General features: G+C 59.9%; 24 protein-coding genes, 1 pseudogene and 1 riboswitch. Of the genes and pseudogenes, 15 read left to right on the top strand and 10 right to left on the bottom strand.

The features are described 5' to 3' along the window. Positions 1–82: 82 nt before the first annotated feature. The 3 genes from AC3IUF_RS24850 (at position 83) to AC3IUF_RS24840 (ending at position 1,595) form a co-directional block, all read left to right on the top strand. Entirely contained in the window at positions 83–640 is a 558-nt protein-coding gene (locus AC3IUF_RS24850) for a hypoxanthine-guanine phosphoribosyltransferase (protein WP_007912840.1), read from the top strand. 124 nt (positions 641–764) lie between these two features. Beyond that, the gene (locus AC3IUF_RS24845) at positions 765–1,244 is read left to right on the top strand and encodes a hypothetical protein (RefSeq protein ID WP_414893580.1); all 480 of its coding nucleotides are present in this window, start codon (positions 765–767) and stop codon (positions 1,242–1,244) included. 63 nt (positions 1,245–1,307) lie between these two features. Next, complete coding sequence (locus AC3IUF_RS24840; protein ID WP_007912836.1) at positions 1,308–1,595, top strand: PA4642 family protein; 288 nt, start codon at positions 1,308–1,310, stop codon at positions 1,593–1,595. 137 nt (positions 1,596–1,732) lie between these two features. Here AC3IUF_RS24840 and mqo read toward each other — a convergent pair whose 3' ends face one another. Next, complete coding sequence (mqo, locus tag AC3IUF_RS24835) at positions 1,733–3,241, bottom strand: malate dehydrogenase (quinone) (protein WP_095114387.1); 1,509 nt, start codon at positions 3,239–3,241, stop codon at positions 1,733–1,735. Positions 3,242–3,949: 708 nt separating this feature from the next. Then, a complete protein-coding gene (locus AC3IUF_RS24830; protein WP_007912834.1) occupies positions 3,950–4,183 on the bottom strand; it encodes a hypothetical protein in 234 nt (77 codons plus the stop codon). A gap of 204 nt (positions 4,184–4,387) precedes the next feature. Between AC3IUF_RS24830 and AC3IUF_RS24825 the strand changes: the two genes are divergently transcribed. Next, on the top strand, positions 4,388–4,972 hold the full coding sequence (locus AC3IUF_RS24825; RefSeq protein ID WP_008086137.1) for a YajG family lipoprotein: 585 nt from the start codon (positions 4,388–4,390) through the stop codon (positions 4,970–4,972). A 246-nt stretch (positions 4,973–5,218) separates the two neighbouring features. Here AC3IUF_RS24825 and AC3IUF_RS24820 read toward each other — a convergent pair whose 3' ends face one another. After that, positions 5,219–5,425, bottom strand: coding sequence for a hypothetical protein (locus AC3IUF_RS24820; RefSeq protein ID WP_008083982.1), 207 nt, complete (start codon positions 5,423–5,425; stop codon positions 5,219–5,221). Positions 5,426–5,618: 193 nt separating this feature from the next. On the opposite strand from AC3IUF_RS24820, the gene AC3IUF_RS24815 reads away from it, so the two are divergent. After that, complete coding sequence (locus AC3IUF_RS24815) at positions 5,619–5,897, top strand: hypothetical protein (RefSeq protein ID WP_007912825.1); 279 nt, start codon at positions 5,619–5,621, stop codon at positions 5,895–5,897. A gap of 88 nt (positions 5,898–5,985) precedes the next feature. On the opposite strand, the gene AC3IUF_RS24810 is transcribed toward AC3IUF_RS24815, so the two are convergent. Further along, the gene (locus AC3IUF_RS24810) at positions 5,986–7,149 is read right to left on the bottom strand and encodes a 1-acyl-sn-glycerol-3-phosphate acyltransferase (protein WP_414893581.1); all 1,164 of its coding nucleotides are present in this window, start codon (positions 7,147–7,149) and stop codon (positions 5,986–5,988) included. Positions 7,150–7,291: 142 nt separating this feature from the next. Between AC3IUF_RS24810 and AC3IUF_RS24805 the strand changes: the two genes are divergently transcribed. Genes AC3IUF_RS24805 through AC3IUF_RS24795 form a run of 3 tightly spaced genes read left to right on the top strand, consistent with a single transcriptional unit; the run spans position 7,292 to position 8,404 of the window. Then, positions 7,292–7,474 (top strand): CPXCG motif-containing cysteine-rich protein, encoded by a 183-nt coding sequence (locus tag AC3IUF_RS24805; protein ID WP_007912820.1) that lies wholly within the window; start codon positions 7,292–7,294, stop codon positions 7,472–7,474. Between the two features lie 9 nt (positions 7,475–7,483). Next, positions 7,484–7,744 carry a putative signal transducing protein gene (locus AC3IUF_RS24800; RefSeq protein WP_007912819.1) on the top strand — a complete coding sequence of 87 codons (261 nt, stop codon included), beginning with the start codon at positions 7,484–7,486 and terminating at the stop codon, positions 7,742–7,744. A gap of 36 nt (positions 7,745–7,780) precedes the next feature. Further along, complete coding sequence (locus AC3IUF_RS24795; RefSeq protein ID WP_095114388.1) at positions 7,781–8,404, top strand: SOS response-associated peptidase; 624 nt, start codon at positions 7,781–7,783, stop codon at positions 8,402–8,404. Between the two features lie 207 nt (positions 8,405–8,611). Here AC3IUF_RS24795 and AC3IUF_RS24790 read toward each other — a convergent pair whose 3' ends face one another. Continuing rightward, positions 8,612–9,355 carry a methyl-accepting chemotaxis protein gene (locus AC3IUF_RS24790; protein WP_371857958.1) on the bottom strand — a complete coding sequence of 248 codons (744 nt, stop codon included), beginning with the start codon at positions 9,353–9,355 and terminating at the stop codon, positions 8,612–8,614. Positions 9,356–9,466: 111 nt separating this feature from the next. Continuing rightward, positions 9,467–9,664: pseudogene (locus AC3IUF_RS24785) on the bottom strand (HAMP domain-containing protein); the annotation flags it as partial. A gap of 1,352 nt (positions 9,665–11,016) precedes the next feature. Here AC3IUF_RS24785 and AC3IUF_RS24780 point away from each other — a divergent pair. Next, the gene (locus AC3IUF_RS24780) at positions 11,017–11,835 is read left to right on the top strand and encodes a M48 family metallopeptidase (protein WP_095112426.1); all 819 of its coding nucleotides are present in this window, start codon (positions 11,017–11,019) and stop codon (positions 11,833–11,835) included. A 124-nt stretch (positions 11,836–11,959) separates the two neighbouring features. Here AC3IUF_RS24780 and AC3IUF_RS24775 read toward each other — a convergent pair whose 3' ends face one another. The 3 genes from AC3IUF_RS24775 to AC3IUF_RS24765 form a co-directional block, all read right to left on the bottom strand. After that, on the bottom strand, positions 11,960–12,544 hold the full coding sequence (locus AC3IUF_RS24775; protein WP_007912813.1) for a TMEM165/GDT1 family protein: 585 nt from the start codon (positions 12,542–12,544) through the stop codon (positions 11,960–11,962). An 87-nt stretch (positions 12,545–12,631) separates the two neighbouring features. Beyond that, positions 12,632–12,756: riboswitch (yybP-ykoY riboswitch) on the bottom strand. 39 nt (positions 12,757–12,795) lie between these two features. Further along, on the bottom strand, positions 12,796–13,794 hold the full coding sequence (locus tag AC3IUF_RS24770; protein ID WP_102901153.1) for a methyltransferase: 999 nt from the start codon (positions 13,792–13,794) through the stop codon (positions 12,796–12,798). A 32-nt stretch (positions 13,795–13,826) separates the two neighbouring features. Beyond that, a complete protein-coding gene (locus AC3IUF_RS24765) occupies positions 13,827–14,792 on the bottom strand; it encodes a 2-hydroxyacid dehydrogenase (protein WP_489279569.1) in 966 nt (321 codons plus the stop codon). A 91-nt stretch (positions 14,793–14,883) separates the two neighbouring features. On the opposite strand from AC3IUF_RS24765, the gene AC3IUF_RS24760 reads away from it, so the two are divergent. Beyond that, positions 14,884–15,513, top strand: coding sequence for a LysE family translocator (locus AC3IUF_RS24760; protein ID WP_007912807.1), 630 nt, complete (start codon positions 14,884–14,886; stop codon positions 15,511–15,513). Between the two features lie 95 nt (positions 15,514–15,608). On the opposite strand, the gene AC3IUF_RS24755 is transcribed toward AC3IUF_RS24760, so the two are convergent. After that, a complete protein-coding gene (locus tag AC3IUF_RS24755) occupies positions 15,609–16,373 on the bottom strand; it encodes an AraC family transcriptional regulator (protein WP_007912805.1) in 765 nt (254 codons plus the stop codon). A gap of 85 nt (positions 16,374–16,458) precedes the next feature. Here AC3IUF_RS24755 and AC3IUF_RS24750 point away from each other — a divergent pair, with 85 nt between their 5' ends. From AC3IUF_RS24750 to AC3IUF_RS24730, 5 genes are all read left to right on the top strand, one after another. Then, entirely contained in the window at positions 16,459–17,643 is a 1,185-nt protein-coding gene (locus AC3IUF_RS24750) for an MFS transporter (protein ID WP_414893584.1), read from the top strand. Between the two features lie 146 nt (positions 17,644–17,789). Further along, positions 17,790–19,472 carry a fatty acid--CoA ligase gene (locus tag AC3IUF_RS24745; protein WP_007912801.1) on the top strand — a complete coding sequence of 561 codons (1,683 nt, stop codon included), beginning with the start codon at positions 17,790–17,792 and terminating at the stop codon, positions 19,470–19,472. 337 nt (positions 19,473–19,809) lie between these two features. Next, on the top strand, positions 19,810–21,699 hold the full coding sequence (locus AC3IUF_RS24740) for a DUF1302 domain-containing protein (RefSeq protein ID WP_007912799.1): 1,890 nt from the start codon (positions 19,810–19,812) through the stop codon (positions 21,697–21,699). Positions 21,700–21,725: 26 nt separating this feature from the next. Next, entirely contained in the window at positions 21,726–23,090 is a 1,365-nt protein-coding gene (locus AC3IUF_RS24735; protein ID WP_007912796.1) for a DUF1329 domain-containing protein, read from the top strand. A 290-nt stretch (positions 23,091–23,380) separates the two neighbouring features. Beyond that, positions 23,381–26,113, top strand: coding sequence for a winged helix-turn-helix domain-containing protein (locus AC3IUF_RS24730; protein WP_489279565.1), 2,733 nt, complete (start codon positions 23,381–23,383; stop codon positions 26,111–26,113). Positions 26,114–26,156 lie beyond the last annotated feature (43 nt).

The raw sequence follows: 26,156 nt of genomic DNA, 5'->3' as shown, positions 1-26,156 counted from the left end.
GCTTGATTCGGCCTCGCGAGATGCGTACCTTTGCCCGCTTTTCGCAGCCATACCCCCCCACATTCCCCCCCTGGAGAGCGCCATGTCCGCTGATCTCGAGCATATCCGTCAAATCATGCGAGAGGCTGACTGCCTGTACACCGAGTCTGAAGTCGAGGCGGCCATCGCCCGTGTCGGTGCACAAATCAACGAACAACTGGCTGACAGCAACCCGGTGGTGTTCTGCGTGATGAACGGCGGGCTGATTTTCTCCGGCAAACTGCTGACGCATCTGCACTTCCCGCTGGAAGCCTCCTACCTGCACGCGACCCGTTATCGCAACGAAACCAGCGGCGGCGACCTGTTCTGGAAAGCCAAGCCGGAAGTCTCGTTCATCGACCGCGACGTACTGATCATCGACGACATCCTCGACGAAGGTCACACCCTCGGTGCGATCATCGACTTCTGCAAACACGCCGGCGCGCGCAAAGTGCACACCGCCGTACTGATCGACAAGGACCACGACCGCAAAGCGCGTCCTGACCTGAAAGCCGATTTCGTTGGCCTGCCGTGCATCGACCGCTACATCTTCGGTTACGGCATGGACTACAAAGGCTACTGGCGCAACGCCAACGGGATTTTTGCCGTTAAAGGCATGTAAGCAAGATCAAAAGATCGCAGCCTTCGGCAGCTCCTACAGGTTCGATGTAGGAGCTGCGGAACGCTGCGATCTTTTGCTTTTAATCCCATGCTAGAGTGCTCGGCCCCGCCCCCCGGAGCCTGTCATGCGCCTCTTGATCCGCAGCCTCGCCGCGCTTTTACTGATCCTCAGCCTGCCGCTGTCCGCCGCGCCGATGCACAGCCAATTCCTGCCGCCGGACGATCTGACCGTGCGCGATGCCGAGCCCGAGCAGCAGCAACTTCTGCAGGTCACCGATTACTCGGTGGTCGTCGGCGCGCAACGTCAGTCCAATCAGCAGCCGATTCCGGTTACCTCGCCATTGATGATTCGCCTCAAGGGCAAGTCCCTGAACAAGGGCGCGACGATCACTCAAGTACTGGTCAATTTCGACGGCGAAAGTAAAAGCCTGAAAAAACCGGTCTACGACGACAAGAGCAAAACCCTGACGTTGTTTTATCCACAGGCCCAATACCGCGTGATCATCGATCTGCTGCGCAATGACACCGTGTATGTGCAGTTCCTCAGTTACGCCAACGGCCATATCTGGGCCGATTTGCATACCGGGGCGGTGCGATCGCGTTGAGCCCGGCGGCCGGGCAGGGGTAAACTGCCCGCCCCGTGTAATGTCTGCGAGCTGGAGTCGGCAATGCGTAAAGATAAGAAACAAGTGATTGGTGACGAGATCGGCGATGAGCAGATCAAGCTGTTCCTCGATTTTGAACCGGTCGACGCCACTTCGCCGTCGCTGCACAAACTGATCAAGGCCTACCGTGGCCTGCGTATCGATGACTTCGAACGCTTCCTCGGCTTCTTCGTCGAGGCCGGTTACGACGTCGATGGCAAGGACGAGCAGGGCAAGACCTTTGTTGACCTGATCGCCGATCAGCGCAACGCCCCGGACTACATCGAGCTGATCGATAAAGCTCGCGCTTAAGATCAAAAGATCGCAGCCTTCGGCAGCTCCTACAGGATAAATACACATCCCATGTAGGAGCTGCCGCAGGCTGCGATCTTTTGCTTCTGACAGACATAAAAAAACGCCCCGATCGGGGCGTTTTTTATGCGGCGTGATCAAGCGTAGCTTGGGGTCTCGCTGCTTTCTTCAACCAGCTCCAGCGCGATGTTGTTCTGCGTATTGATCTTGCGATACAGCGCAGCATCGGTTTCCAGAACCTTTTCACGGGCCGGGAAGATCTCGGCCAGTTTGCCAGCCCACTCACCCTTGGCCTTGGCCGGGAAGCACTTCTCGATCAGTTCCAGCATGATCGAAACGGTCACCGACGCACCTGGCGAAGCACCGAGCAGGGCGGCGAGGGAACCGTCCTTGGCCGCAACCAGTTCGGTACCGAACTGCAGGATGCCGCCTTTTTTCGGGTCTTTCTTGATGATCTGCACCCGTTGGCCGGCCACTTCCAGGCGCCAGTCTTCGGCTTTCGCCTCCGGGTAGAAACGGCGCAGGGAATCCAGACGCTGTTCCATCGACTGCATCACTTCGCTGACCAGGTATTTGGTCAGGTCCATGTTGTTTTTCGCCACGGCCAGCATCGGCCCGATGTTGCCGGCGCGCACCGACAGCGGCAGGTCCATGAAGGAACCGTGCTTGAGGAACTTGGTGGTGAAACCGGCGTATGGCCCGAACAGCAGGGATTTCTTGCCGTCGACCACGCGGGTGTCCAGGTGCGGCACCGACATCGGTGGCGAACCCACGGCGGCCTGGCTGTAAACCTTGGCCTGGTGCTGTTTGACCACTTCCGGATTGTCGCAGCGCAGCCATTGGCCACTGATCGGGAAGCCGCCGAAGCCTTTGCTTTCTTCGATGCCCGAAGCCTGCAGCAATGGCAGGGCGGCACCGCCGGCGCCGAGGAAGACGAACTTGGCGTCGACTTCACGGGTGTTGCCGTTGTTGACGTCCTTGATGCTCACGGTCCAGCCAGCGCCGTTACGCTTGAGGCCGGTGACGCGCTTGCAGTATTTGACTTGGGTGTCGGGTGCGCTGGTCAGGTGCTTGAGCAACTGATTGGTCAGGGCGCCGAAGTTGACGTCGGTGCCGTTCATCACGCGAGTGGCGGCGAGGACTTCGTCCGGCGAGCGGCCCGGCATCATCAACGGCATCCATTCGGCCATTTTGGCCTTGTCTTCGGTGTATTCCATGTCGGCGAAGGCGTGGTGCTTGTGCAGCACGTCAAAGCGTTCTTTCAGGAACGACACGCCGGAGTCGCCCTGGACGAAACTCAGGTGCGGTACCGGGCTGATGAAGGATTTGCACGAGCCGAAGGTGCCTTTCTTGGTCAGGTACGACCAGAACTGCTTCGACACCTCGAACTGGGTGTTGATGTGCACGGCTTTCTTGATGTCGACGGTGCCATCGGCGGCCTGCGGCGTGTAGTTCAGCTCGCACAGACCGGCGTGGCCGGTACCGGCGTTGTTCCAAGGGTTGGAACTCTCTGCGGCACCGGAATCCATCAGCTCGACGACTTCCAGCTTGATCGCGGGGTCGAGCTCTTTGAGCAGCACGGCAAGAGTGGCACTCATGATGCCGGCCCCAACCAGTACTACGTCGACTGCTTCGTTATGCGCCATTTAACGCGTCTCCAAAATCTGCAGCACCAAATTGTCGGCATGGCTGCCAGGCGTTCCGGGACAGGTCAGTGGTGTCCAGGCTATCCATGGTCAGGTCGCCATGTCCGAATCTTCGCAATTTTTCGCAACTTCAACGGATGTATGCGGCTTGGCTTCAAGAGCTCCATGAACTCATTTCAGCGCGTGGCTGGCAATTCGACTTATGGTCGAGACATCCGTTTTTGTGCAACCAAATCCGTAGCGGACAGGCTTCAGGCTCCGATATTCGAGGTATACCCGGTCCTGTGTCGTTGGGCTGTTTCAGACGCTAATGGTGCATGTTCAGACGCAAAACTTTTCATTTGCTCGCCACACTCTTGTGAAGTTGTGAAAACCCGTTTTTTTCACGCTCTTTTGAAGACGTGAACCTCAAAAAAGGGCTGTCCAGGCCTGGCACCTTGCCCGCAAAGGCAAAACAACGCGGTGGCCGAGCGTCATGACAGCTCTGCAGATTCGCGAAAAGCGGGGTTTTTGCCGGAAGAACAGGCAAGCGCGCCAACTTCACTCGATCTGTGTGGGCGGCTCTCTGTGGGCGATTTTGGGTGTCGATGCATGCGCATTGACGCTGTTGCGGGGCCCGATCAGGAGACGTCCTTATAATCGGGGGGAGATTGTATCGAAGAAATGCGGGCAGTTGCTCGTGTTTAATGACTTTTATTAGGCATCCGGTCAGATGCTCAACATCGCTTGCACCCGTGCGCGGGGCTGCGACGCTATGACGCGGGCGCTGGCGGGCAGTGGCTGGTGCAACCAGTTGAGGCGGATTTCTTCGATTTCCACCCAACCGTCACCCATCGGCTGCAGGCTGCACTGCTTGAATGCCTGGCAATGGCCGTTGCGGTCGAGCAGGGCGAAGCTGCGATGCAGCGGACGTGGGGCGAACAACGAGATCAGATAACGCATGATTGAGTACCTTGTGGGGGACTGATTGCAAGGTTGTCAAAGCGCCGTGACGTCAACGTGTATGGCGGGTGAATAATCTGTGACAGGAACCGCTTTCCCAAGGCTTTGTCAGACATTTCAGTATTCGCTGCCGGGCGCTGGTTACCCGCAGTGGCCCACCGCTATACTGCCGGCCTGTTTGTGCCTGATTCTGGAGAGAAGAGCATGTTGCAACGCCTGTTGTTCGGTTTGATCACTGTGGCCGGTTTGACCCTGGCCGGCTGCGCCCACAGCCCGCAACAACTGAACCCGGAGCCGAAGCTGACCACTCAGCTGCCAGCGGTCGGCCGTGGCCAGCCAGTTGTCGTGCGTGTGGTCGACGGTCGCCCGTCGCCAACGTTGGGCACCCGTGGCGGCCTGTACCCGGAAACCAGCGCCATCACCGTGCAGCGCGAGCAGATCCTGCCGAAGTTGCAGGCTCAGGCTGAAGCCGCCGTGCGTCTGCTCGGCTTCACCCCGACCAACAACGCGCCAAACGCGCCGCAGTTGACCGTGACGTTGGCCGAACTGAAGTATCAGTCGCCTAAAGAAGGCATGTACGTGACCGAAGCGACCATCGGCGCGACCTTCCGCTCCGACGTGCAGAACGCCAACCGTCGCTACAGCGGCCGTTACGGTGCGTCGCTGGACCAGCGTTTCGGCATGGCGCCGAACCAGGAAACCAACACCAAACTGGTCAGCGATGTGTTGAGCGATGCGCTGACGCGTCTGTTCAAGGATCCGACTGTGGGTCAGGTGCTGGCTGAGTAAGTTTTCGGCGGATGTGAAAAAGCCCGGGGCCAGTGATGGTTCCGGGCTTTTTTGTGGGGCCTGAAATCCTACCCCCTCACCCCAGCCCTCTCCCCCAGGGGGGCGAGGGGGAAAGGGAGCCGATCGGGGGCTTTTCAGAACCGGAGTTCAACTCGAGTTTTTCAGGTCGATGTATCTCGAATAAACAACTCGGTCAGTCCCCTCTCCTTCTGGGAGAGGGCTAGGGTGAGGGTGCTTTTGCTATTTTCAGGCCGCCTGAGAATAGAAGTCGAGCACGCTGACGCCCGTCAACAAATCCGTCTCCGGCAAATCCGCATGCTGATGCCCGCCCAGCGCGCAATACACCAGCCAATGGCGATCCTGAACGTTAAAAGCGAGACTGCCGACGAGGCTTTGTTGTTCGTCGTAAGGCGTGATGAGGTACAGACGATCCTGGTTTTCAGCGTGAAGCATGTCGCGTTCCATGTGTGTTTCGAGGCGCGCAGGGTGGCCTATCCACATGACGATGCCGTGACACAGGACAGCCATCGGTCGATTGTCAGGTAATTTGTCGCAAAGCCTGGGGCAGGGCGTTCGGGTTTCGGTAGAATCCGCGCCGCAGTCGTCGATCGGGCGTCTGCCATACCGGTTCAGATAGAGGTCTGTGATGTCGCTGCACTTGATGACACTGTTTACCGCCCATCCCGCCAAGTTGATCAACCTGCTGGCGCTGTTGTTGGCGTTTCCGGGCAGTTGGCTGCTGCACGCCACTCGCCGCCGTGAACAGCGCGCGATGGCCAGCATTGCCGCCCAGCGTCAGGCGCAGCCGAATGCCGAGCCGATCCTGGACTGGGCGACCTTGCGCATGAACCGGTTTTTCTACCGTTTTGGTTTTGCCTGCCTCGCGCTGGCCCTGATCGTCTCCTGGATCAGCACACGCTTCTAAAAGCAAAAGATCGCAGCCTTCGGCAGCTCCTACACGAATCCCCTGTAGGAGCTGCCGAAGGCTGCGATCTTTTGATCTTGCCGTTGTTTTACAGCGGCAACCCAGCCTTGACCCGGTATTGATTACGCACCGGCGTCGCATATTGCAGCACCAGATACGGACGATGCTCCTCAGGGCAAGCGTCCAGCCGGCTCTGCCATTCTTCCTGCGCCTTGGCCAGCTCATCCGCCGGGAAAACCTCGGCAGCCTTCGGCACATTCAACTGCGGATCGGCATCGGCCCACTGCGAGTACGCCAGGTAATGCACCGGGAATAACCGGTAGCCGCCGAGAATCTGCTTGTCCATCTCGACCGCCAATTGCTTGGTGTCTTCGAACAGCTCGGTGATTGGCGCAGCAAAGTTCACGTGCACCCGGCCTTTGTAGCCGGTGATGCCCTTGGCGATGCTTACGTCATCCTCGCCCGGCGCTTTCGCGTAGGTGCCGGTGGTGGCGCGGATGAATAGCTCGCGGGCCTTGGCCTGGTCGCACGGGTCGTATTCGTAGCTGATCGACACCGGGGTGACGTTCAGCGAGCGAATGACTTCGCCGAACGGCTCGTCCTTGCGGCTCATGTGGAACATCTTGAGGATCGCCGACTCGGTGCGATCGTCGCCGTCCTTCGCCCGACCTTCGGCCTGAGCGATCCAGATCGACGCGCAATCGTTGCGGATCGAGTGGTTGATGTACGCCGACAACAGTTGATACGCAGCCATTTTCTCGCGACGGCCGGTGATCGAACGGTGAACGATGAAGCTCTTGTTCAAGCGCATCAGGTCGCTGACAAACGGCTTCTGCAGCAGATTGTCGCCGATCGCGATGCGCGGGGTCGGCAGGCCTGCGTGGTACACGGCATAGTTGACGAAGGCCGGGTCCATCACGATGTCGCGGTGGTTGGCGATGAACAGATAGGCGCTGCCGGACTTGAATTGCTCGACACCGGTGTAGGTCACGCCGTCGGTGGCGCGCTCGATGGTGTGGTCGACGTAGGACTCGACCTTGTCCTGCAACGTCGCCACCGAGGTCACGTCGGCGAACTCACGACGCAGCCGATGGGCTATAAGTGGTTTGAGCATCCAGCCGAAGGCACCGGCAAAACGCGGGAAGCGGAAGTGGGTGAGGATATCTAGAAACGCCTTGTCGCCGAGCAGTCTTGCCAGTACCACAGGTACTTCGCTGTCGTCGTAAGGTCGGATGGCATCGAATTCGCCCATCATGCTCTCTTGTTGGAAACGGCTAGGGTAAGTAAAGGTTTTGATCGAAAACCCGCGGGGCACGGTCTGAAAAAGTAGCCAGACAAAAATAGCCCTGCAAATAGACCGGCGATTATACGCACAAGTCACTTGGGAGACCGCGATGCTGGAACCTGCTGAATACGAATGTCCTTATTGTGGGGAAACGGTCGAAACGTCAGTGGACCTGTCCGGTGGCGATCAGACCTATATCGAAGATTGTCAGGTGTGTTGCCGGCCAATCACGTTTGTATTGCAGGTACACGAAGAGGACTGGTTTCTGGAAGTCTTCAGCGAAAACGAGTGAGGGGCGCCCATGCAGCGAATCTACGAGCCGGAAAACCTGATGGAAGGTGAAATGCTCAAGGGCATGCTCGCCAGCGAAGGCATCGAGGCGCACTTGATTGGCCGCGATTTGCTCGGTGGCACCGGCGAGCTGCCGATCTTCGGTCTGTTGGGCTTGTCTGTGGATAACGATCAGGCCGAATACGCCCGTGAGCTGATCACCGCGTACAATGCCGCGCTGCCGCTGCCCGGCGATGAACCGGAGAGCTTTCCCGGGACGCTGGTCTGTTAGGCTGAGCTTCGTTTTACTTCAGAGTCGTGTTGCCCCATGTGTGGACGTTATGCCCTGTTTCGCTGGAACCGCGATTTCGCGGCCCTGCCAGGTTTTCCCGCCGATCAGCAGGCGCAGTGGAACATTTCCCCCAATGATTCGGTGTTGATGCTGCGTGCCGGTGAAGCCGGTCAGCGCACGTTGGCGCGCGCCCGTTGGGGGCTGACACCGCCGTGGCTGACCGATTTATCGAAGACGCCGGCGCATGCCCGGGCGGAAACCGTGGCTGAGCAACCGATGTTTCGTGAGGCACTGCGCCAGCGTCGCTGCCTGCTGCCGGCGAATGGTTTCTACGAATGGCGCGGAACACAGCGCAAGCGGCCGTACTGGCTGACGCCAGGGGAGGGCGCTTCGCTGTTTTTTGCGGCGATCTGGGAGGCGTATCCGGTGCAGGAGCAGGTCTGGCTGAGCACGGCGGTGATCACTCAGCCTGCGTCGAGTCAGCGCCGGCCGTTGATTTTGGATGAGGCGGGGCAGGCGGCTTGGCTCGATCCGGAGACGCCGTTACATGTATTGCAGGGGTTGCTGGCCAGTGAACCGGCGGCGCTGCGTGAGCGGGTGTTGGCGAATCTGATCAATGATCCGAAGCTCAACGGGCCGGAGTGTCTGACTCCGGGTTAAAGCCTGAAGGTCAAAAGCCCCTCACCCTAGCCCTCTCCCGGAGGGAGAGGGGACTGACCGAGTTGTCTTGAGCGATTCACCGACCTGATGCATCGAGTCGACTATGGATTCAGTGAAGATCTTTCAGGTCGGTGTCATTCTGAAATATCCCCCAATCAGTCCCCTCTCCCTCTGGGAGAGGGTTAGGGTGAGGGTGCTCTTGGCTTTTCAGACCTTGAACTGATTGATCAACCGCCGCTGCTGCTCCGCCAGTTTGGTCAGATCCGCGCTCGCCGAACTCGACTCATCCGCGCCACCCGCCACTTCATTGGCCACTTGCCCAATGTTGATCACGTTGCGGTTAATGTCATCCGCCACCGCACTCTGCTCTTCCGCCGCACTAGCGATCTGCGTGTTCATGTCGTTGATTACCGATACCGCGTGAGTAATCGTCTCCAGCGCTTGAGCCGCTTTCGCCGCGTGCTGCACGCTTTCATCAGTGCGGTTCTGGCTGTCCTCCATGACCCGCACGACATCGCGGGTGCCCTGTTGCAGTTGCTGGATCATGGACTGGATTTCTTCAGTGGCTTTCTGGGTTTTCTGCGCCAGATTGCGCACTTCATCCGCCACCACGGCAAAGCCGCGACCCTGCTCACCGGCACGCGCCGCTTCAATCGCCGCGTTCAGCGCCAGCAGATTGGTCTGCTCGGCAATCCCGCGAATCGCCGTGAGAATCGCGTTGATGTTCTCGCTGTCCTTGGCCAAGGTCTGCACCACATCGACAGCCTTGCCGATTTCCAGCGCCAACACGCCAATCGAATCGGACGTGTCACGCACGATTTGCATGCCCTGACTCGCCGCCTGATCGGCATGGCTGGCCGCTTGCGCAGCCTGCGTAGCGTTACGCGCGACGTCCTGGGCGGTGGCGGTCATTTCCTGCACTGCCGTGGCGACTTGATCGATCTCGGCCATTTGTTTCTGGATGCCGATGTTGGTGCGAATGGCAATGTCAGCGGTGTGTTCCGAAGAATCGCTGACGCTCTGCACCGACGTCACCACTTGGGTGATCATCGCCTGCAATTTAGCGAGGAAGGTATTGAAGCCCTTGGCAATCGAGCCCAATTCATCGCTGCGATCACTGCTCAAGCGTCGGGTCAGATCACCTTCACCCTGAGCAATGTCATTGAGCATCGCGACCATTTGCTTCAGCGGTCGGGCGATGCCGTGGCCGACCAGCCAGATCACCAGCAAGCCAATGCCGGCGATGATCAGGCCAACCATGGCCATGCCGAACGTGTCGGACTTGCGTTGCGCATCGAGGTCGGCCTGCAGTTTTTGCAGATCCGCCATCACCGCGTTGAGCGGCAGTTGCAGCATCAATGTCCAGCGCGCGTCGGTCTGGCCGATGCCGAATGGCAGGTACAACTCGATGCGCCCCTTGTCCTTGTTCACCGAGTAAGTCACTTCGCCGCGCTTGAGATTGGCCATGTTGGCGGTTTGTTCGGCGTCGAGGATGTCGCTGACTTTTTCGCCGAACTTGCTCGGGTCTTTGGTGTAGGCAACGATCCGCCCGTTGCCGCCGATCAGGGCCATTTGCCCGGCGCCGCCGTAGAGCTTCTGGTTGGCGCCGAGGAGCATTTCCTGAATGAAGTTCACCGACAGGTCAGCGCCGACGATGCCCTGGAAGGCGCCGTTGAGCATGATCGGTTCAATGAAGGAGGCGAGCATGACGATCTTGTCGCCGACCTTGTACGGCGCCGGATCGATCACGCAGGCTTTCTTCGTTTCCTTTGAACACAAGTAGTACTCGCTGGCGCGCACGCCGGTGGACAGGGTTTTCTGGTCGTCGACGTCGACCAGTTTGTCCAGGCCGAGGGTGCCGTCATCGTTGCGGAACCACCACGGCAGGAAGCGCCCGTTGGCGGCATCGATACCGACCACGCTGGTGCCGACGTAGGCCGCGTCATTGTGGTCCAGGGCGTTCTTTTCCCAGCCGATGTAAGTGCCGAGAATCTTCGGGTTCTTTTCGACGTTTTCTTTGATCAGGCTGATCAGTTGTTCGCGGCTGACGGTCAGGCGCGGCTGGCCATCGGCGCCCGGCGTACCGAGCAGGGCGTTGACCCGCACCAGTCCGCCGGCGATCAGCAGCGGCGCTTCAAGCTCGCGCTGGATCTGGCTGACCTGAGTCTGCGCCAGCGAGGTCAGGCGCTGCTCGATGACTTGCTCGAACTGCGCCTGAGTACGCTGCTGCACCATCTCTTGCGTGCGCGCACCGGAGAACAGCGCATACAGCACCAGCGCGGCCACCACGCTAAGCACGATGGCGCCAGCCAGGGCGGCAACGGAAAACTGGATCGACTTGAACTTCATGGGAGCTCCGCACGCAAGAGGACGTCTGCGCTGATGTATCGGCAGCCGGCATTGGGCCATGAGTGCGAGCCGGTGCAATTGCAAGCCGATGTCGCAAATGGATCAGTGCGCGACGCAGTTGCACGGGGCTTGGTGGTGGCTGTGAATTTTTTACGACAGGCCAAGTGGGAAACGTCTGAAAGTCGCTGCAACACGTCCGTTGTATCTGGCGTCGATACAATTACCCGCCTAGGATACGCGACAGGTTTTCAGGGAGCTTTTGAATGAACAAGACATTGGTTGTAAGTGCACTGAGCGCAGCGCTGTTGCTGGTCGGTTGTCAGTCGGTCAACACCACCAGCGGCGGCGCCGTGGGGGTGGAGCGCAAGCAGTACATGTTCAGCATGCTGTCCTCGCAAGAGGTCGACCAGATGTATGCCCAGTCGTATCAGAAGACCGTCGGCGAGGCCTCCAGCAAAGGCGTGCTGGACAAGACCAGCCCCGAGGCCAAGCGGGTTCAGGCGATTGCCAACCGCTTGATCGCCCAGGCGCCGAACTTCCGTCCGGATGCGGCGCAATGGCAGTGGGAAGTCAATCTGATCAAGAGTGATGAACTCAACGCCAACTGCGGTCCTGGCGGCAAGATCATTTTCTACACCGGGCTGATCGACAGCCTGAAGCTCACCGACGATGAAATCGCTGCGGTCATGGGCCATGAAATCGCCCACGCCCTGCGCGAACACGGTCGTGAAGCGATGTCCAAGGCTTACGGGATTGAAATGGCCAAGCAGGGCGCAGGTGCATTGCTCGGTCTGGGTCAGGACAGTCTGGCGCTGGCCGACACCGTGGCCAACTACGGCATGACCCTGCCGAACAGCCGTGCCAACGAAAACGAAGCTGACCTGATTGGTCTGGAGCTGGCCGCTCGTGCGGGCTACAACCCGAATGCCGCGATCACTCTGTGGAACAAGATGAGCAAGGCGTCGGAAGGTTCGCCGCCGGAGTTCATGAGTACTCACCCGGCTTCGACCAGCCGGATTGCTTCGTTGCAGGCGGCGATTCCGAAGGTGATGCCGCTGTACGAACAGGCTCCTAAATCCTGAGTCAGTGATCGTTCCCACGCTCTGCGTGGGAATGCCTCAAGGGACGCTCCGCGTTCCAAAAGAGCCGCAGAGCGTCCCCGGCTGTATTCCCACGCAGAGCGTGGGAACGATCCTTCTCTCAGGGTTAAACCCAGCCACTGCTCTGCATTGCCTTGTACACCGCAACGATCGCCAGAATCATGAATGCCGAAGCCGCGAGGCGACGGATCAAGGTCAGCGGCAGTTTGTCCGCAGCAAAATTACCCGCCAGAACCACCGGCACGTTGGCAATCAACATGCCCGCTGTCGTACCGATAATCACCAGCCACAGATCCGGGTATTGCGCGGCCAGCATTACCGTGGCGACCTGAGTCTTGTCGCCCATTTCGGCGAGAAAAAACGCAATCAACGTGGTCAGGAAAGGCCCGAACTTGCGCGCGGTGCTGGTTTCATCGTCGTCCATTTTGTCCGGGACCAATGTCCACAGCGCAGTGGCGGTGAAGCTTGCGGCGAGTATCCAGTGCAGCGTCGCATTCGAGAAGAAACTGCCGAACCAGGCGCCGACCGCACCGGCTGCTGCGTGGTTGGCCAGGGTCGCGGCAACAATACCGGCAATGATCGGCCAGGGTTTGCGGAAGCGAGCGGCAAGAATCAGCGCGAGCAGTTGCGTCTTGTCGCCGATTTCGGCCAAGGCAACGATTGCGGTGGGAACGAGTAACGAGTCCAGCATCAGGATTTCCTAAGGGGCGGGTCGACACGGCTATGACACGTACAGCCTTCCCGCCCCGGGTAAGGTGTGCGTGTCATAGGTCTTGTCAAACCCTGCGATCCGTCTGCTGCGGACGCTTGGGTCGCATACGCCATGATCTGAGGATCAAGTATGTTGACGTATGCCGGACGAGCTTGGCGCTCGTGGGAGACTACTCCCCTAGGACGGAGCGGATTCTGCCTAGGCAAATCCGTTTGGGCAAGAACAAATTTTCAGCCGCGCTTGGCCCGGTAAATCCGGAAACCATTGCCTTCAGCCTTGATCGCACACACACCCAAATGCTCTTCGATCAGCGGCTGATACTTGAGGAAGCTGTTCGCCACCAAGCGCAGTTCGCCGCCGTTTTTCAGATGTTTCGCCGCTTTTCGCAGCAAGTTCTCGGTGGCGAAATAGTCGGTGTGCACGCCGACATGGAAGGGTGGGTTGCTCAGAATAGCGTTCAAACCCATTGGTGCAGCGTCGATCCCGTCCCCGGTCAGCACTTCGGCTTCCAGACCGTTGGCAGCCAGCGTCAGACGGCTGCTGGCGGCAGCGAACGCATCCACATCCAGCAACGTGACCTGATTGTGTGGGTAGCGACGTTTGACCGCAGCCCCCAGCACGCCCGCGCCGCAACCGAAGTCGAGCAAATGGCCGCTCGGCAGTTTGTCCAGATGCTCCAGCAGCAGGGCGCTGCCGCGATCCAGGCGACCGTGGCTGAATACGCCCGGCAGGCTGATGACTTTCAGCGGACCCTCGGCCAAAGGCAATTCATAGGTCTGCGCCAGGCTTTCCAGGGATTTTGCTTCCGGCGCGTTGGCTACGGTGACTTGCCAGAGCTGGCAATGACGCGCGCTGTCGAGCTTGCGCGGTTTGCCGAACGGGTTGAGCTGCTTGGACGCGCCTTCGATGCCGCTGCGTTTTTCGCCGACTAGAAACACTTCGCGGCCGGCCAGACGCGAAGCCACCGCGTTGAGGATGTAATCGGTCAGATCCTTGGATTTTGGCAAGAACACCACGGCGCTGTCGAACTCGCGCTCCGGGACATTCACGCCGAAATGGCTGCGACCTTCGAAGCGCGCGTCCAGCGCGGCTTGATCGCCGGCATGCCAGCACCAGCCAAATGCGTTGGGCAGGCGCCCGAGCAAATCGTCGGCGGGCAAACCGGCCAACAGCAACGAACCTTGAAACAACTCGGGCTGACGAAGCAGTACTTCACTGCGCGGATCCATAACTGCTCCTCAAAAAAAAGTGCCGCAGTTTATCAACTGACGACCCGCAGCGCCTTACCGCTGAAAAACGCCTGGGCGTTTTCGGTCAATTGGCCGACGATGCGCTGCCGTGCCTCGCGGCTGCCCCAGGCGTTGTGCGGGGTGACAATCAGGCGCGGAATGTCCGCCGCGAGCAACGGATTGCCCTGGGTCGGCGGCTCGACGCTCAACACATCGGTAGCCGCGCCGCCGAGGTGACCGTTGCGCAAGGCATCGGCCAGCGCTTGCTCATCGATCAGTCCGCCGCGTGCCGTGTTGACCACGAATGCTCCGGGTTTCATCGACGCCAATTCGCGGGCACCGATGAAGTGGCGGGTGTGCTCATTGAGCGGGCAGTGCAGGGTGAGGGCGTCGATCTGCGGCAACAGCTCATCCAGTGGCAAGCGATCCGGGCGGGCTGGGCGCCCGGGAATCTGCCCGAGCAGCACGCGCATGCCGAACGCTTCGGCCAATCGCGCCACGGCGCCGCCGAGTTCGCCATGCCCGAGCAAGCCGAGGGTTTTGCCTTCCAGCTCGACAATCGGGTAGTCGAGCAAACAGAACTGTTTCGCCTGTTGCCAGCGACCTTCGCCAACGGCTTTCTGATAATCGGCCAGACGCGTGGCGAGGTTGAGCAGCAGCATGATCGTGTGCTGCGCCACCGACGGCGTGCCGTAACCTTGGCAGTTGCACACGGTGATGCCGTGAGCGCGGGCGGCAGCAAGGTCGACGTTGTTGGTGCCGGTGGCGGTGATCAGGATCAGTTTCAGCTCGGGGTTGGCGGCCATCGCGGCGGCGTCGATCAGGATCTTGTTGGAAATGGCGATGGTGGCGCCATTCAGGCGTTCGCTGACTTGCTCGGGCAAGGTCTGGGCGAACAGCTGCAGATCGCTGAAACACTCGCGCAACGGACTGAGGTCGAGGTCGCCGAGATCCAGCGAAGGGTGATCAAGGAATACCGCGCGGCGCGTGTTCGTCATCAACTGTACCTTTTGTGCTGTGAGCGTTGGGCGTAATCTGCCGAGCCTACCAGATGAAACAAATTGATACGCTTGGCCGAAAGGAGCCCCCATGTACTGGACCGAGTTCTTGACCGTTGCACTGATCCACTTGCTGGCCGTCGCCAGCCCCGGCCCGGACTTCGCCGTGGTGGTGCGCGAGAGCGTGACCCACGGGCGCCGCGCGGGCACCTGGACGGCACTCGGTGTCGGCACGGCGATTTTCCTGCACGTCGGTTATTCGCTGCTCGGCATTGGCCTGATCGTGTCGCAATCGATTGTGCTGTTCAACGCCTTGAAGTGGGCGGCGGCTGCTTACTTGCTGTACATCGGCTTCAAGGCATTGCGCGCGCAACCGGCGAAAACCGTCACCGATGATCTGCACAAAGAGGCTGGCGTACGCACCGCTCGCGGCGCATTCACTTCAGGCTTCGTGACCAACGGCCTGAACCCGAAAGCCACACTGTTCTTTCTGTCGCTGTTCACCGTGGTGATCAATCCGCACACGCCACTGGCCGTGCAGGCCGGTTACGGGATTTACCTGGCTGTCGCAACTGCGATTTGGTTCTGCCTGGTGGCGATGCTGTTCAGCCAGCAACGTGTACGCGCCGGTTTCGCCCGCATGGGCCATTGGTTCGACCGCACCATGGGCGCGGTGCTGATCGCTCTCGGCGTGAAAATCGCGTTTACCGAGATGCATTGATCCTACTGTGTAGGAGCTGCCGAAGGCTGCGATCTTTTGATCTTGATCTTAAAAACAAAGTCAAAAGATCGCAGCCTCGTTGCACTCGACAGCTCCTACACCAGTTCGCTGAGCTTGCTCAGGTTATTCAGGTATTCGCGCGGATTCTCCCCGAGTAAACGGCGAAACATCGCGCTGAACGCCCGCGCGCTGCCGTAACCCAGATCCCGCGCCACACGCTGCACGCTGTCCCCGGCGAGCAGGCGTGGCAGGGCTTCCATCAGGCGCAGTTGCTGGCGCCAGGCGTTGAAACTCATCTGCAATTGCTGCTGAAACAGCCGTGCCAACGTGCGTGAGCTGGCGCCAACCTGCTGCGCCCAGTCTTCCAGCGTATTGGCGTGATCCGGGGTGTGCAGCAGTGCCAGACAGATGTTTTGCAGACGCCGGTCAGTGGGCATCGGAATGTGCAGCGGCAGGTTCTCCAGGCTGGCGAGTTCTTCGAGCATCAGTTGCTGGATCAACGGATTGTCGGCATGCGGCGGCCCTTGCACGGCACGCAGGATCAGCTCGCGCAGCAGTGGCGTCACCGCCAATACACAGCACTGTTGCAGGCTGGCGGGCGACAGCTCAGGGGCGATGAACAGCGAGCGCATCTGCACATCGCCACTCATGAAAATCTCGTGCGCCACCTCGGGTGGAATCCACACCGCGCGACTCGGCGGAATCACCCACGCACCCGATTGCGTGACCACGCGCATGATCCCGCTGACCGCGTACAACAACTGCGCCTCGCGATGCAGGTGCAGCGGCTGGTGCGCGCCATCCAGATAATCCCGGGGGTAGGCACTCACCGGGCCGTGTTCGAAGTGGCTGATCAACATGTCTGATTCGATGACTTGCTTGGCAGGAATGCGCTTTATGGCCAACTTAGCATAAGCGCCACACAACAACGTAAAGCGTGCCGCCATGAATCAATCCCGCAATGTCATTCGCTATATCAACGCCGCGCATGTGATCGATCACATGTTCATGCTGATTTTTCCCGCCGCCGTGCTTGGCATGACTCAAGCGTTCGGTCTCGATTACGCCGCACTGATCGGCTTGTCACTGGGCGGTTTCATTGCCTTCGGCGCTTGTTCACTACCCGCTGGTTGGCTGGGTGATCACTGGAGTCGGCGACAGATGATGCTGGTGTTTTTCTTCGGCATTGGCGCTTCGGCGATCTTCACCGGGCTGAGCAACAGCCCGAGCATGCTGGTGATCGGCCTGACCCTGATCGGTATTTTTGCGGCAATTTATCACCCGGTCGGCACGGCAATGCTGGTTGCTTACGCGCAGAACCGTGGCCGCGAAATCGGCATCAATGGCATGTGGGGCAATCTGGGCGTGGCGTTTTCTGCGTTGATCACGGGGTTGTTGGTGGCGCAGTTCGGTTGGCGATCGGCGTTTCTTATCCCGGGCGCAGTGGCGATTGTGCTGGGGGTTGGTTTCGCTTTGCAGGTGCGTGAAGAACCGATTCCGAAGCGTGCGCACACACCACTCAAAGGTGCCGCCGGTCAGCGTATTTCGATGATGATGGTGTTCGGCGTGCTGGCGTTGGCCACGGCCACCGGCGGTGTGGTGTTCAACGCCACCACCATGACCTATCCAAAGCTGTTTCAGGAGCGTTTGCATGAGCTGTTCGCTTCGCCGCAAACCCTCGGCGTGGTGGTCAGTCTGGCCTATGCCTTCGGCGCGGTCGCGCAGTTGAGCATTGGTCGGATATTGCATCGGCTCAGCCTGAAATGGCCGTTCATTGTCCTGACGCTGTGCCAGGCACCGTTGCTGTTTGCGCTGGCCTATGCCGACGGCTGGGCAGTAATTGCCCTCGGTGCAGCGTTCATGTTCGTGGTGTTCGGGCAGGTAACAGTCAACGATGCGATGGTTGCCAACTTCGTCGCCCCGCAATGGCAATCACGGGTGTTCGCCCTGCGTTACTGTTTATCGTTTGGCGCCAGTGCGACGGCGATTCCGCTGATTTCCTATGTCGAACCGCGCCATGGTTTTGTAGGCCTGTACTTGATTCTCGCGGGTTTCGGCGCGTTGACCTTCCTTGCTGCAGTCGTATTCCCACGCACGCCTTCTGAAGAGGCAGTAGGACAAACGGCCTGACCGAAGACGAAAACCGGCAAATGCTGGCGCAAAGCTAGCATTTGTACGGCTTTGCAAATCATTCCTTTGGCTGATTTGGCTGGCGTATAAGGGTTCTAGAGTACCAATCTCTACGCCAACACCGTGCAGCCAGAAAAGGGATTCTTATGTTGCAGACTCGCGTCATTCCCCCGGCCGATGGGGCCTACCAGTATCCATTGCTGATCAAACGGCTGCTGATGTCCGGCGCCCGTTACGAGAAAACCCGCGAGATCATTTACCGCGACCAGATTCGCTATAGCTACCCGACCCTGATCGAGCGCGTGGCGCGGTTGGCCAACGTGCTGACGGCGGCCGGTGTCAAGGCCGGTGACACCGTGGCGGTGATGGACTGGGACAGCCACCGTTACCTGGAATGCATGTTTGCGATTCCGATGATTGGCGCGGTGATCCACACCATCAACGTGCGTCTGTCGCCTGAGCAGATCCTCTACACCATGAACCACGCCGAGGACCGCTTTGTGCTGGTCAACAGCGAGTTCGTCGGGTTGTATCAAGCGATCGCGCCGCACCTGACCACGGTCGAGAAAACCCTGCTGCTGACCGATCTGCCGGAGAAAACCGCCGATTTGCCGAATCTGGTCGGCGAGTACGAGCAACTGCTGGCCGCTGCAAGTCCGCAGTACGACTTCCAGGACTTCGACGAAAACTCGGTCGCGACCACGTTCTACACCACCGGCACCACCGGCAACCCGAAAGGCGTGTATTTCACCCATCGGCAACTGGTGCTGCACACCATGGGTGTGTCGACGATCATGGGTTCCATCGACAGCGTGCGCCTGCTTGGCACCAACGATGTGTACATGCCGATCACGCCAATGTTCCACGTTCACGCCTGGGGTCTGCCATACGTGGCAACCATGCTCGGACTCAAGCAGGTTTATCCGGGCCGCTACGATCCGGAGTTTCTGGTGGAGTTGTGGCGCAAAGAGAAGGTCACCTTCTCCCACTGCGTGCCGACCATTCTGCAAATGCTGCTCAACGCCAAAGGCGCACAAGGCACCGATTTCGGCGGCTGGAAAATCGTCATTGGCGGCAGCGCGCTCAATCGCACGCTGTATGAAACCGCGAAGGCCCGCGGGATTCAGCTCACCGCCGCCTACGGCATGTCGGAAACCGGGCCGCTGGTGTCCTGCGCGCACCTCAACGACGAACTGATGGCCGGCACCGAAGACGAGCGCACCACTTACCGGATCAAGGCCGGTGTGCCGGGGCCGCTGGTGGAAGCGGCAATCGTCGACGGCGACGGCAATTTCCTCCCGGCCGACGGTGAGACCCAGGGCGAACTGGTGCTGCGCGCGCCCTGGCTCACCGAAGGTTATTTCAACGAACCGCAGAAGGGCGCCGAACTCTGGGCCGGCGGCTGGTTGCACACCGGTGACGTCGCCACGCTCGACAGCATGGGCGTGATCGACATCCGCGACCGCATCAAGGACGTGATCAAGACTGGCGGCGAGTGGATCTCCTCGCTGGACCTCGAAGACCTGATCAGTCGTCACGTTGCGGTACGCGAAGTAGCAGTGGTGGGGATCGCCGATCCGCAGTGGGGCGAGCGCCCGTTTGCCTTGCTGGTGATCCGCGAAGGGCATGTGATCGGGGCACGCGAGCTCAAGGAACACCTCAAGCCGTTCGTGGAGTTGGGCCACCTGAGCAAGTGGGCAATCCCGAGTCAGATCGCCCTTGTTACCGAAATTCCCAAGACCAGTGTCGGCAAGCTCGACAAGAAGCGCATCCGCCTCGACATCACCGAATGGCAGGCCAACAACAGCACCTTCCTCTCGACACTTTGAGTGTCTGCTGGCGCGCCGAAACCGGCGCGCCAGACCCACCAAGCAAGCGCTTGGCTTGTGAAATCGAAAAAATCAGCCATCCTTGCCGTGCCGACATGCGTCGGACTGGCGAAAGGACTGTTCCAGAGTGGCCGGCAGCTGCAAATCACACTTTAGAGGGATCAAGCAGTACCACCTGCTGGCTATAGTCCGCTCAAGGATTTTTAAGAACGGAGCACACGCACAAATCGGGGCGATGCATCTTTGGAGTGATTTCGGGTTGTCTCTGGCACCTGGTCCTTCAGGCGTTTTTAAAAGTACTCACTGCCATAACAATAATGCACATGGAGTAGCGTCGATGACCTCAGTAAACCAGTTCTGGCGCCGGGCGAAACTGCCTCTGGCGGTCAGTCTTGCCTCTTCGCTCGCCGGGCCCGCATTCGGCGTCAGTTTCAACGTCGGTGAAATCGAGGGCCAGTTCGACTCGTCCCTGTCGATCGGTGCCAGTTGGTCTACTCAGAGCCCGAACAAGAACCTCATCGGCGTCAACAACGGTGGCCACGGCCTGTCGCAGACATCCGATGACGGTCACGCCAACTTCAAGAGCGGTGAAACCTTTTCGAAGATCTTCAAGGGCATCCATGACCTTGAACTGAAATACGGCGACACCGGCGTGTTCGTCCGTGGCAAATACTGGTACGACTTCGAACTCAAGGATGAAAGCCGCCAGTTCAAGGACATCAGCGATTCGGGTCGCAAAGAGGGCGCCAAATCGTCCGGCGGGCAGATCCTCGACGCCTTCGTCTACCACAACTACGCGATCGCCGATCAACCGGGTTCCGTGCGTCTGGGCAAACAGGTAGTGAGCTGGGGTGAAAGTACCTTCATCGGCGGCGGCATCAACTCGATCAACCCGATCGACGTCTCCGCGTTCCGTCGTCCGGGCGCCGAAATCAAGGAAGGCCTGATTCCGGTCAACATGTTCTATGTGTCGCAGAGCCTGACCGAAAACCTTTCGGCTGAAGCGTTCTACCAGCTGGAATGGGACCAGACCGTCGTCGACAACTGCGGCACGTTCTTCTCTCAGCCGGACATCGTTGCGGATGGCTGCGACAGCAATCTGCGCGTGCTGAACAAGCGTTCGCAGATTCCGGCGATTGCCCTGGGGCCTCTGGCGGGCGCAGGCGTCGATGTCAACGAAGAAGGCGTGCTGGTGCGTCGCGGCCCGGATCGCGATGCCCGCGACAGCGGTCAGTGGGGGGCGTCCCTCAAATACATGTTCGAGCCACTCGATACCGAGTTCGGCGCCTACTTCATGAATTACCACAGCCGTGCGCCGATCTTCAGTGCGACTGGTGCACCGCAGTCTGTCTACAACACTGCGGCCTCGCTGCCGGGGCCATTTGCCGCGCTCGCGCCACTGCTGGTAGCGGGCAACTCGAACTACTTCATTGAATACCCTGAAGACATTCGCCTTTACGGTCTGAGCTTCTCCACCACCCTGCCTACCGGTACGGCGTGGAGCGGTGAGATCAGCTACCGTCCGAACGCGCCGGTGCAACTGAACTCCACCGACATCCTGTTCGCCGGTGTGCGTCCGATCGGTGGTGCACTGACCAACGCTTCGATTCTCAATGGCGTGCCGGGTCAGGACCTGCACGGTTACGAACGCAAGGAAATTACCCAGATCCAGACAACGTTCACGCACTTCTTCGACCAGGTCATGGGCGCCAGCCGTCTGACCCTCGTCGGTGAAGTCGGCGCGACCTACGTCGGCGGCCTGGAAAGCCGTTCCGAGAAGCGTTATGGCCGCGATCCGGTGTATGGCCCGGGCGAGTTGCCGGCCACTGGCACAGCCAACACCTGCGCCAACATTCTCAACGCCAGCACCATCAACGGTGCAGGGCCGGGTTCGCCGCAGAACAACCGCAGCCGCAATTGCGACAACGACGGCTTCACCACTTCGATGTCGTGGGGCTACCGTGGTCGCGCCATCTGGGAATACAACGACGTCTTCGCCGGTGTGAACCTCAAGCCGAACGTGGCCTGGTCCCACGACGTCAGCGGCTACTCGCCAGGCCCTGGCGGCAACTTCGAGGAAGGTCGCAAAGCGGTCAGCCTGGGCGTCGATGCCGAATACCAGAACACCTACACCGCGAGCCTGGCTTACACCAACTTCTTTGACGGCAAGTACACCACTGTGGATGACCGCGACTTCGTTGCGCTCAGCTTCGGCGTGAACTTCTAAGCACTGCATTCAGGACGAACGAATTTATGAAAATAACAAAGAGTCTGTTCCACGCCGGTGTTCTGGGCCTGTCGCTGCTGGCGACCGGCGTCATGGCCGCCGTGCCTGCTGCCGAAGCCGACAAACTGGGCAAGAGCCTGACGCCGATGGGCGCCGAAATGGCCGGTAACGCCGACGGTTCGATCCCGGCGTGGAAGCCGCTGCCGAAGAACGCCGGCTCGGTCGATAGCAAGGGGTTCCTGTCCAACCCATACGCCAGTGAGCAACCGCTGTTCACCATCACCGCGAAAGACGTCGACAAGTACAAGGACAAACTGGCGCCAGGTCAGTACGCGATGTTCAAGCGCTACCCTGAAACCTTCAAGATGCCGGTCTATCCGTCCCATCGCGGTGCGACCGTGCCGGATGACGTATTCGCCGCCATCAAGAAAAACGCTACCACCACCAACCTGGTGTCCGGCGGCAACGGTCTGGAAAACTTCGATACCGCGGTGCCTTTCCCGATTCCGAAAACCGGTGTGGAAGTCATCTGGAACCACATCACCCGTTATCGCGGCGGCAGCGTGACCCGTCTGGTGACCCAGGCCACGCCGCAACCGAACGGCTCGTACAGCCTGGTGTACTTCCAGGATCAGTTCGTGTTCCGCGACAAGATGAAGGACTACGATCCGGCGAACCCGGGCAACATCCTGTTCTACTTCAAGCAGAAAGTGACCGCGCCGGCACGTCTGGCCGGTGGTGTGCTGCTGGTGCACGAAACCCTCGACCAGGTGAAAGAGCCACGTTCGGCGTGGGTCTATAACGCCGGTCAGCGCCGTGTCCGTCGTGCGCCACAAGTGTCCTACGACGGCCCGGGGACTGCGGCGGATGGCCTGCGGACTTCCGACAACCTCGACATGTTCAACGGTGCGCCGGATCGCTACGACTGGAAGCTCGAAGGCAAGAAAGAGATGTACATCGCCTCCGACAGCTACAAGCTCGACGATCCGAAGTTGAAGTACGCCGACATCATCAAGGCCGGCCACATCAACCAGGACCTGGCGCGTTACGAGCTGCGTCGCGTCTGGCATGTGGTAGCAACCCTGAAGGAAGGTCAGCGCCACATCTACGCCAAGCGTGACTTCTACATCGATGAAGACACCTGGCAGGCTGCGGTGATCGACCACTACGACGGTCGTGGCCAACTGTGGCGCGTCGCTGAAGCACACGCCGAGAACTACTACGACAAGCAAGTGCCGTGGTATGCCCTGGAAACCCTTTACGACCTGCAGTCCGGCCGCTATCTGGCACTGGGCATGAAGAACGAAGAGAAGAGTGCGTACGACTTCGGCTTCACAGCCACCACCAGCGACTTCACCCCGGCCGCCCTGCGTCAGGATGGCGTCCGCTAACCCGCTGTAACCCGAGGCCGCATCCTCGTGAAAACGCCCCGACTGGTTCGGGGCGTTTTTTTTTGCTTTTGTAGGAGCTGCCGAAGGCTGCGATCTTTTGACTTTGACTTTTCAACGGCAAAGCCAGATCAAAAGATCGCAGCCTTCGGCAGCTCCTACAGGGGGGGAGCCACAGGAGGGTGTAGCCTTTTTGTAGCCATTTGTAGCAGCAACCTTCATAACCGGTTCGTTTAAGGCTAGTCTGCGGACATCTGCAACGCCGCCAACAGCAATTCGAACAAGAGCCGGCCATGACTGATCTGTCCCCACTTCCGGGTCCCGCAAGCGTTGCCGTCGCGGCACTGGACGGGCGTTTTTTTCGCCCGCCATTACCCGACGGCTACGTGTTGCGACCACGCCTTTGCGAGCGCCTGCAGGCCGGGCTCGGTGGGCGGCTGTTGCTGGTCAGCGCCCCCGCCGGGTTCGGCAAGAGTTCGCTGGCGGTGGAGTTCTGTCAGAGTCTGCCGGCGCACTGGCAAAGCCTCTGGCTGGGCCTGAGTCCTCGCGACAATGACCCCGGTCGCTTTCTCGAACGTTTGCTCGAAGGTTTGCAGGACTATTTTCCGCAACTGGGCAGTCGCGCACTCGGCCTGCTGAAAATGCGCCAACGCCATCAGCCCTTTGCCTTTGAAGAATGGCTCGACGGCCTGCTTGATGAGCTGGCGCTGCACCTCGATCCTGCTGCGCCGTTGCTGCTGGTGCTCGACGATTACCATCTCGCGCAAGGTCCGGTGCTTGATCGTTGCCTGCAGTTTTTCCTTAATCATCTGCCTGATGGCTTGCTGGTGATGGTCACCAGTCGCCAGCGCCCGGACTGGCATCTGGCGCGCTTGCGTCTGTCGCGGCAGTTGCTGGAGTTGCATGAGCAGGATCTGCGCCTGACCCATGACGAAGCGCTGACCTTGCTTGATCGTCATAGCAGTTCGCTGCGCGGCGAAGCGCTGGAAAACCTGATTCAGCGCAGCGAAGGCTGGGTCGCCGGTTTGCGTTTCTGGCTGCTCGCGGTGTCCGAAGCCGGCAGCGATGCGGCGCTGCCACAAGCGCTGAACGGCGGGGAAGGGCTGATCCGCGACTACCTGCTGGAAGAAGTCATCGATTGCCTGCCAGCCGAAGTGCAGGCGTTCCTCTATGAAACCGCACCGCAAGAGCGTTTTTGCAGTGAGTTGTGCGATGCCGTTCGTGAGGCCCACGACAGCGCCGAGATTCTGCGTTTCCTGCTGGCGCATCAGGTGTTTCTGGTGCCGCTGGATGAGCATGGGCACTGGTATCGTTATCACCATTTATTCTCTGATTTATTGCGCAGCCGGCCGATCGCTCAGGCGATGGTGCCGACGGCCACGCTGCACCTGCGCGCCTGTCGCTGGTTCAACGCGCAGGGTCTGCTGGATGAAGCGGTTGAACAGGCGTTGCGCGCCGGTCACCTCGATGTCGCCGCGAATCTGGTGCAGAACCTCTCGGAGGAGCAACTGCTGGCCGAGCAAAACGTCGGCATGCTGCTGCGCTGGAAAATGGATTTGCCCGACAGCCTGCTGATCAGCACGCCGCGGCTGATCGTTCTCTACAGTTGGGCGCTGGGGCTGGCCTGCCAGCTCGATGCCGCCGAAGAGTTGTCCAGCCACTTGAGCCGCTTCCTGCCGGCACCTTCCGCCACCGCGCAAAAATCGATGCTGGCGCAATGGCTGGCACTGAGCGGAATCATTGCCCGGGGCCGCGGCCATCGTGAGCTGACGCTCAGATACTGCAGCGAAGCCCTGGAAAGTCTGCCGGCCAAACGTTATGGCCAGCGGCTGATGTGCTTATCGACCCTGTCCAATCTGGCCATTGCCGACGGCGATCTGTGGCGCGCCCGCGGCCTTAACCGAGAGTCGCTGGAGTTGGCGCAGCGCGTCGGCAATCCGTTGTTCGAAGCGCTGGCGCACTACGATCGTGCGCGGGTGTTGCAGGCTCGCGGCGAAATCCTGCGTGCTCTCGATGAAGTCCATCAGGGGCTGGAACGGTTGCGCGGCCTGTCGCCACAACGTTTGTATGCGGTGCGCGCGCGGCTGACCCTGTACGAGGGTTTTCTGTTGGCGATGCGCTTGCAGCCTCAGACCGCACGCGTGCGCTTGTTGGCCGGGATCGGCGAGGCACGGGCCTGTCGCGACATCAGCGTATTGATTGGCCATTGCGTGATCGCGCGTCTGGATGGCAGCAGCGGCGAGTTCGCCAAGGCCTTTGCCGAGCTCGCCGAAGCCGAACGCCTGATGCACATCTGGGACGTGCCGCCGATCTACTATCTGGCAATGATCACGCTGGTCAAATGTGAGTTGTGGCTGGCGCAGGGCCGCACCGATCTGGCCGAGGCGTGGCTTGCGCGGTTGGGCCAGACCTACACCGGCGAGCGCGCCGCTGCGCCGCCGGAGTTTCACCCCCAACTGCCATTGCACGTGGAGCTGCAACAAGCGCTGCTCGACATGACGCGCGGCCAGCCGATGCTCGCCGAAGGGCGGCTGGACGTGCTGCACGAAAACGGTCAGCAAACCGGGCGCCAGTTACTCAGCGTGATGGCGTTGACGCAAAAGGTGGCGTTGCTACTGGCGGGCGGGCGCGAGCCGGAAGCACGCAAGACGTTGAGCCAGGCGCTGGAGCTGGCGGCCGGCGGGGTGTTGCAGCCATTCGATGGATTGGCCAAGGAGCACACGGACTGGTTGCGTGGGCAATTGCTGGCGTTCCCCGGACTGGCAGGCCAGCAATTGCTTGAGCATCTACCGCCAGCGCCGCCCCGGCAGATGCCGGAGTCCACGGTCACCGAACAGCTCAGCAGTCGCGAACTGGCCGTACTGCGGTTGATTGCCCAGGGTTGTTCGAACCAGGAAATCAGCGAGCAATTGTTCATTTCGCTGCACACCGTGAAAACCCACGCCAGTCATATCAACAGCAAGCTGGGGGTTGAGCGGCGGACGCAGGCGGTCGCGCGGGCCAAAGAGCTGGGCCTGTTGGCCTAGGAAATAAAAAACGTGGACAAAAAAACACCCCGCGATGGCGGGG

The sequence above is a fragment of the Pseudomonas sp. KH_040 genome, from assembly GCF_057839305.1.
This window is presented reverse-complemented; position numbering and strand designations above follow the sequence as displayed.

Excerpts from the sequence above, each read along its gene's own strand:
- AC3IUF_RS24850 (WP_007912840.1), top strand. The coding sequence starts at position 83 with ATGTCCGCTGATCTCGAGCATATCCGTCAAATCATGCGAGAGGCTGAC.
- AC3IUF_RS24845 (WP_414893580.1), top strand. The coding sequence starts at position 765 with ATGCGCCTCTTGATCCGCAGCCTCGCCGCGCTTTTACTGATCCTCAGC.
- AC3IUF_RS24840 (WP_007912836.1), top strand. The coding sequence starts at position 1,308 with ATGCGTAAAGATAAGAAACAAGTGATTGGTGACGAGATCGGCGATGAG.
- mqo (WP_095114387.1), bottom strand. The coding sequence starts at position 3,241 with ATGGCGCATAACGAAGCAGTCGACGTAGTACTGGTTGGGGCCGGCATC.
- AC3IUF_RS24830 (WP_007912834.1), bottom strand. The coding sequence starts at position 4,183 with ATGCGTTATCTGATCTCGTTGTTCGCCCCACGTCCGCTGCATCGCAGC.
- AC3IUF_RS24825 (WP_008086137.1), top strand. The coding sequence starts at position 4,388 with ATGTTGCAACGCCTGTTGTTCGGTTTGATCACTGTGGCCGGTTTGACC.
- AC3IUF_RS24820 (WP_008083982.1), bottom strand. The coding sequence starts at position 5,425 with ATGCTTCACGCTGAAAACCAGGATCGTCTGTACCTCATCACGCCTTAC.
- AC3IUF_RS24815 (WP_007912825.1), top strand. The coding sequence starts at position 5,619 with ATGTCGCTGCACTTGATGACACTGTTTACCGCCCATCCCGCCAAGTTG.
- AC3IUF_RS24810 (WP_414893581.1), bottom strand. The coding sequence starts at position 7,149 with ATGGGCGAATTCGATGCCATCCGACCTTACGACGACAGCGAAGTACCT.
- AC3IUF_RS24805 (WP_007912820.1), top strand. The coding sequence starts at position 7,292 with ATGCTGGAACCTGCTGAATACGAATGTCCTTATTGTGGGGAAACGGTC.
- AC3IUF_RS24800 (WP_007912819.1), top strand. The coding sequence starts at position 7,484 with ATGCAGCGAATCTACGAGCCGGAAAACCTGATGGAAGGTGAAATGCTC.
- AC3IUF_RS24795 (WP_095114388.1), top strand. The coding sequence starts at position 7,781 with ATGTGTGGACGTTATGCCCTGTTTCGCTGGAACCGCGATTTCGCGGCC.
- AC3IUF_RS24790 (WP_371857958.1), bottom strand. The coding sequence starts at position 9,355 with ATGGCCGAGATCGATCAAGTCGCCACGGCAGTGCAGGAAATGACCGCC.
- AC3IUF_RS24780 (WP_095112426.1), top strand. The coding sequence starts at position 11,017 with ATGAACAAGACATTGGTTGTAAGTGCACTGAGCGCAGCGCTGTTGCTG.
- AC3IUF_RS24775 (WP_007912813.1), bottom strand. The coding sequence starts at position 12,544 with ATGCTGGACTCGTTACTCGTTCCCACCGCAATCGTTGCCTTGGCCGAA.
- AC3IUF_RS24770 (WP_102901153.1), bottom strand. The coding sequence starts at position 13,794 with ATGGATCCGCGCAGTGAAGTACTGCTTCGTCAGCCCGAGTTGTTTCAA.
- AC3IUF_RS24765 (WP_489279569.1), bottom strand. The coding sequence starts at position 14,792 with ATGACGAACACGCGCCGCGCGGTATTCCTTGATCACCCTTCGCTGGAT.
- AC3IUF_RS24760 (WP_007912807.1), top strand. The coding sequence starts at position 14,884 with ATGTACTGGACCGAGTTCTTGACCGTTGCACTGATCCACTTGCTGGCC.
- AC3IUF_RS24755 (WP_007912805.1), bottom strand. The coding sequence starts at position 16,373 with ATGTTGATCAGCCACTTCGAACACGGCCCGGTGAGTGCCTACCCCCGG.
- AC3IUF_RS24750 (WP_414893584.1), top strand. The coding sequence starts at position 16,459 with ATGAATCAATCCCGCAATGTCATTCGCTATATCAACGCCGCGCATGTG.
- AC3IUF_RS24745 (WP_007912801.1), top strand. The coding sequence starts at position 17,790 with ATGTTGCAGACTCGCGTCATTCCCCCGGCCGATGGGGCCTACCAGTAT.
- AC3IUF_RS24740 (WP_007912799.1), top strand. The coding sequence starts at position 19,810 with ATGACCTCAGTAAACCAGTTCTGGCGCCGGGCGAAACTGCCTCTGGCG.
- AC3IUF_RS24735 (WP_007912796.1), top strand. The coding sequence starts at position 21,726 with ATGAAAATAACAAAGAGTCTGTTCCACGCCGGTGTTCTGGGCCTGTCG.
- AC3IUF_RS24730 (WP_489279565.1), top strand. The coding sequence starts at position 23,381 with ATGACTGATCTGTCCCCACTTCCGGGTCCCGCAAGCGTTGCCGTCGCG.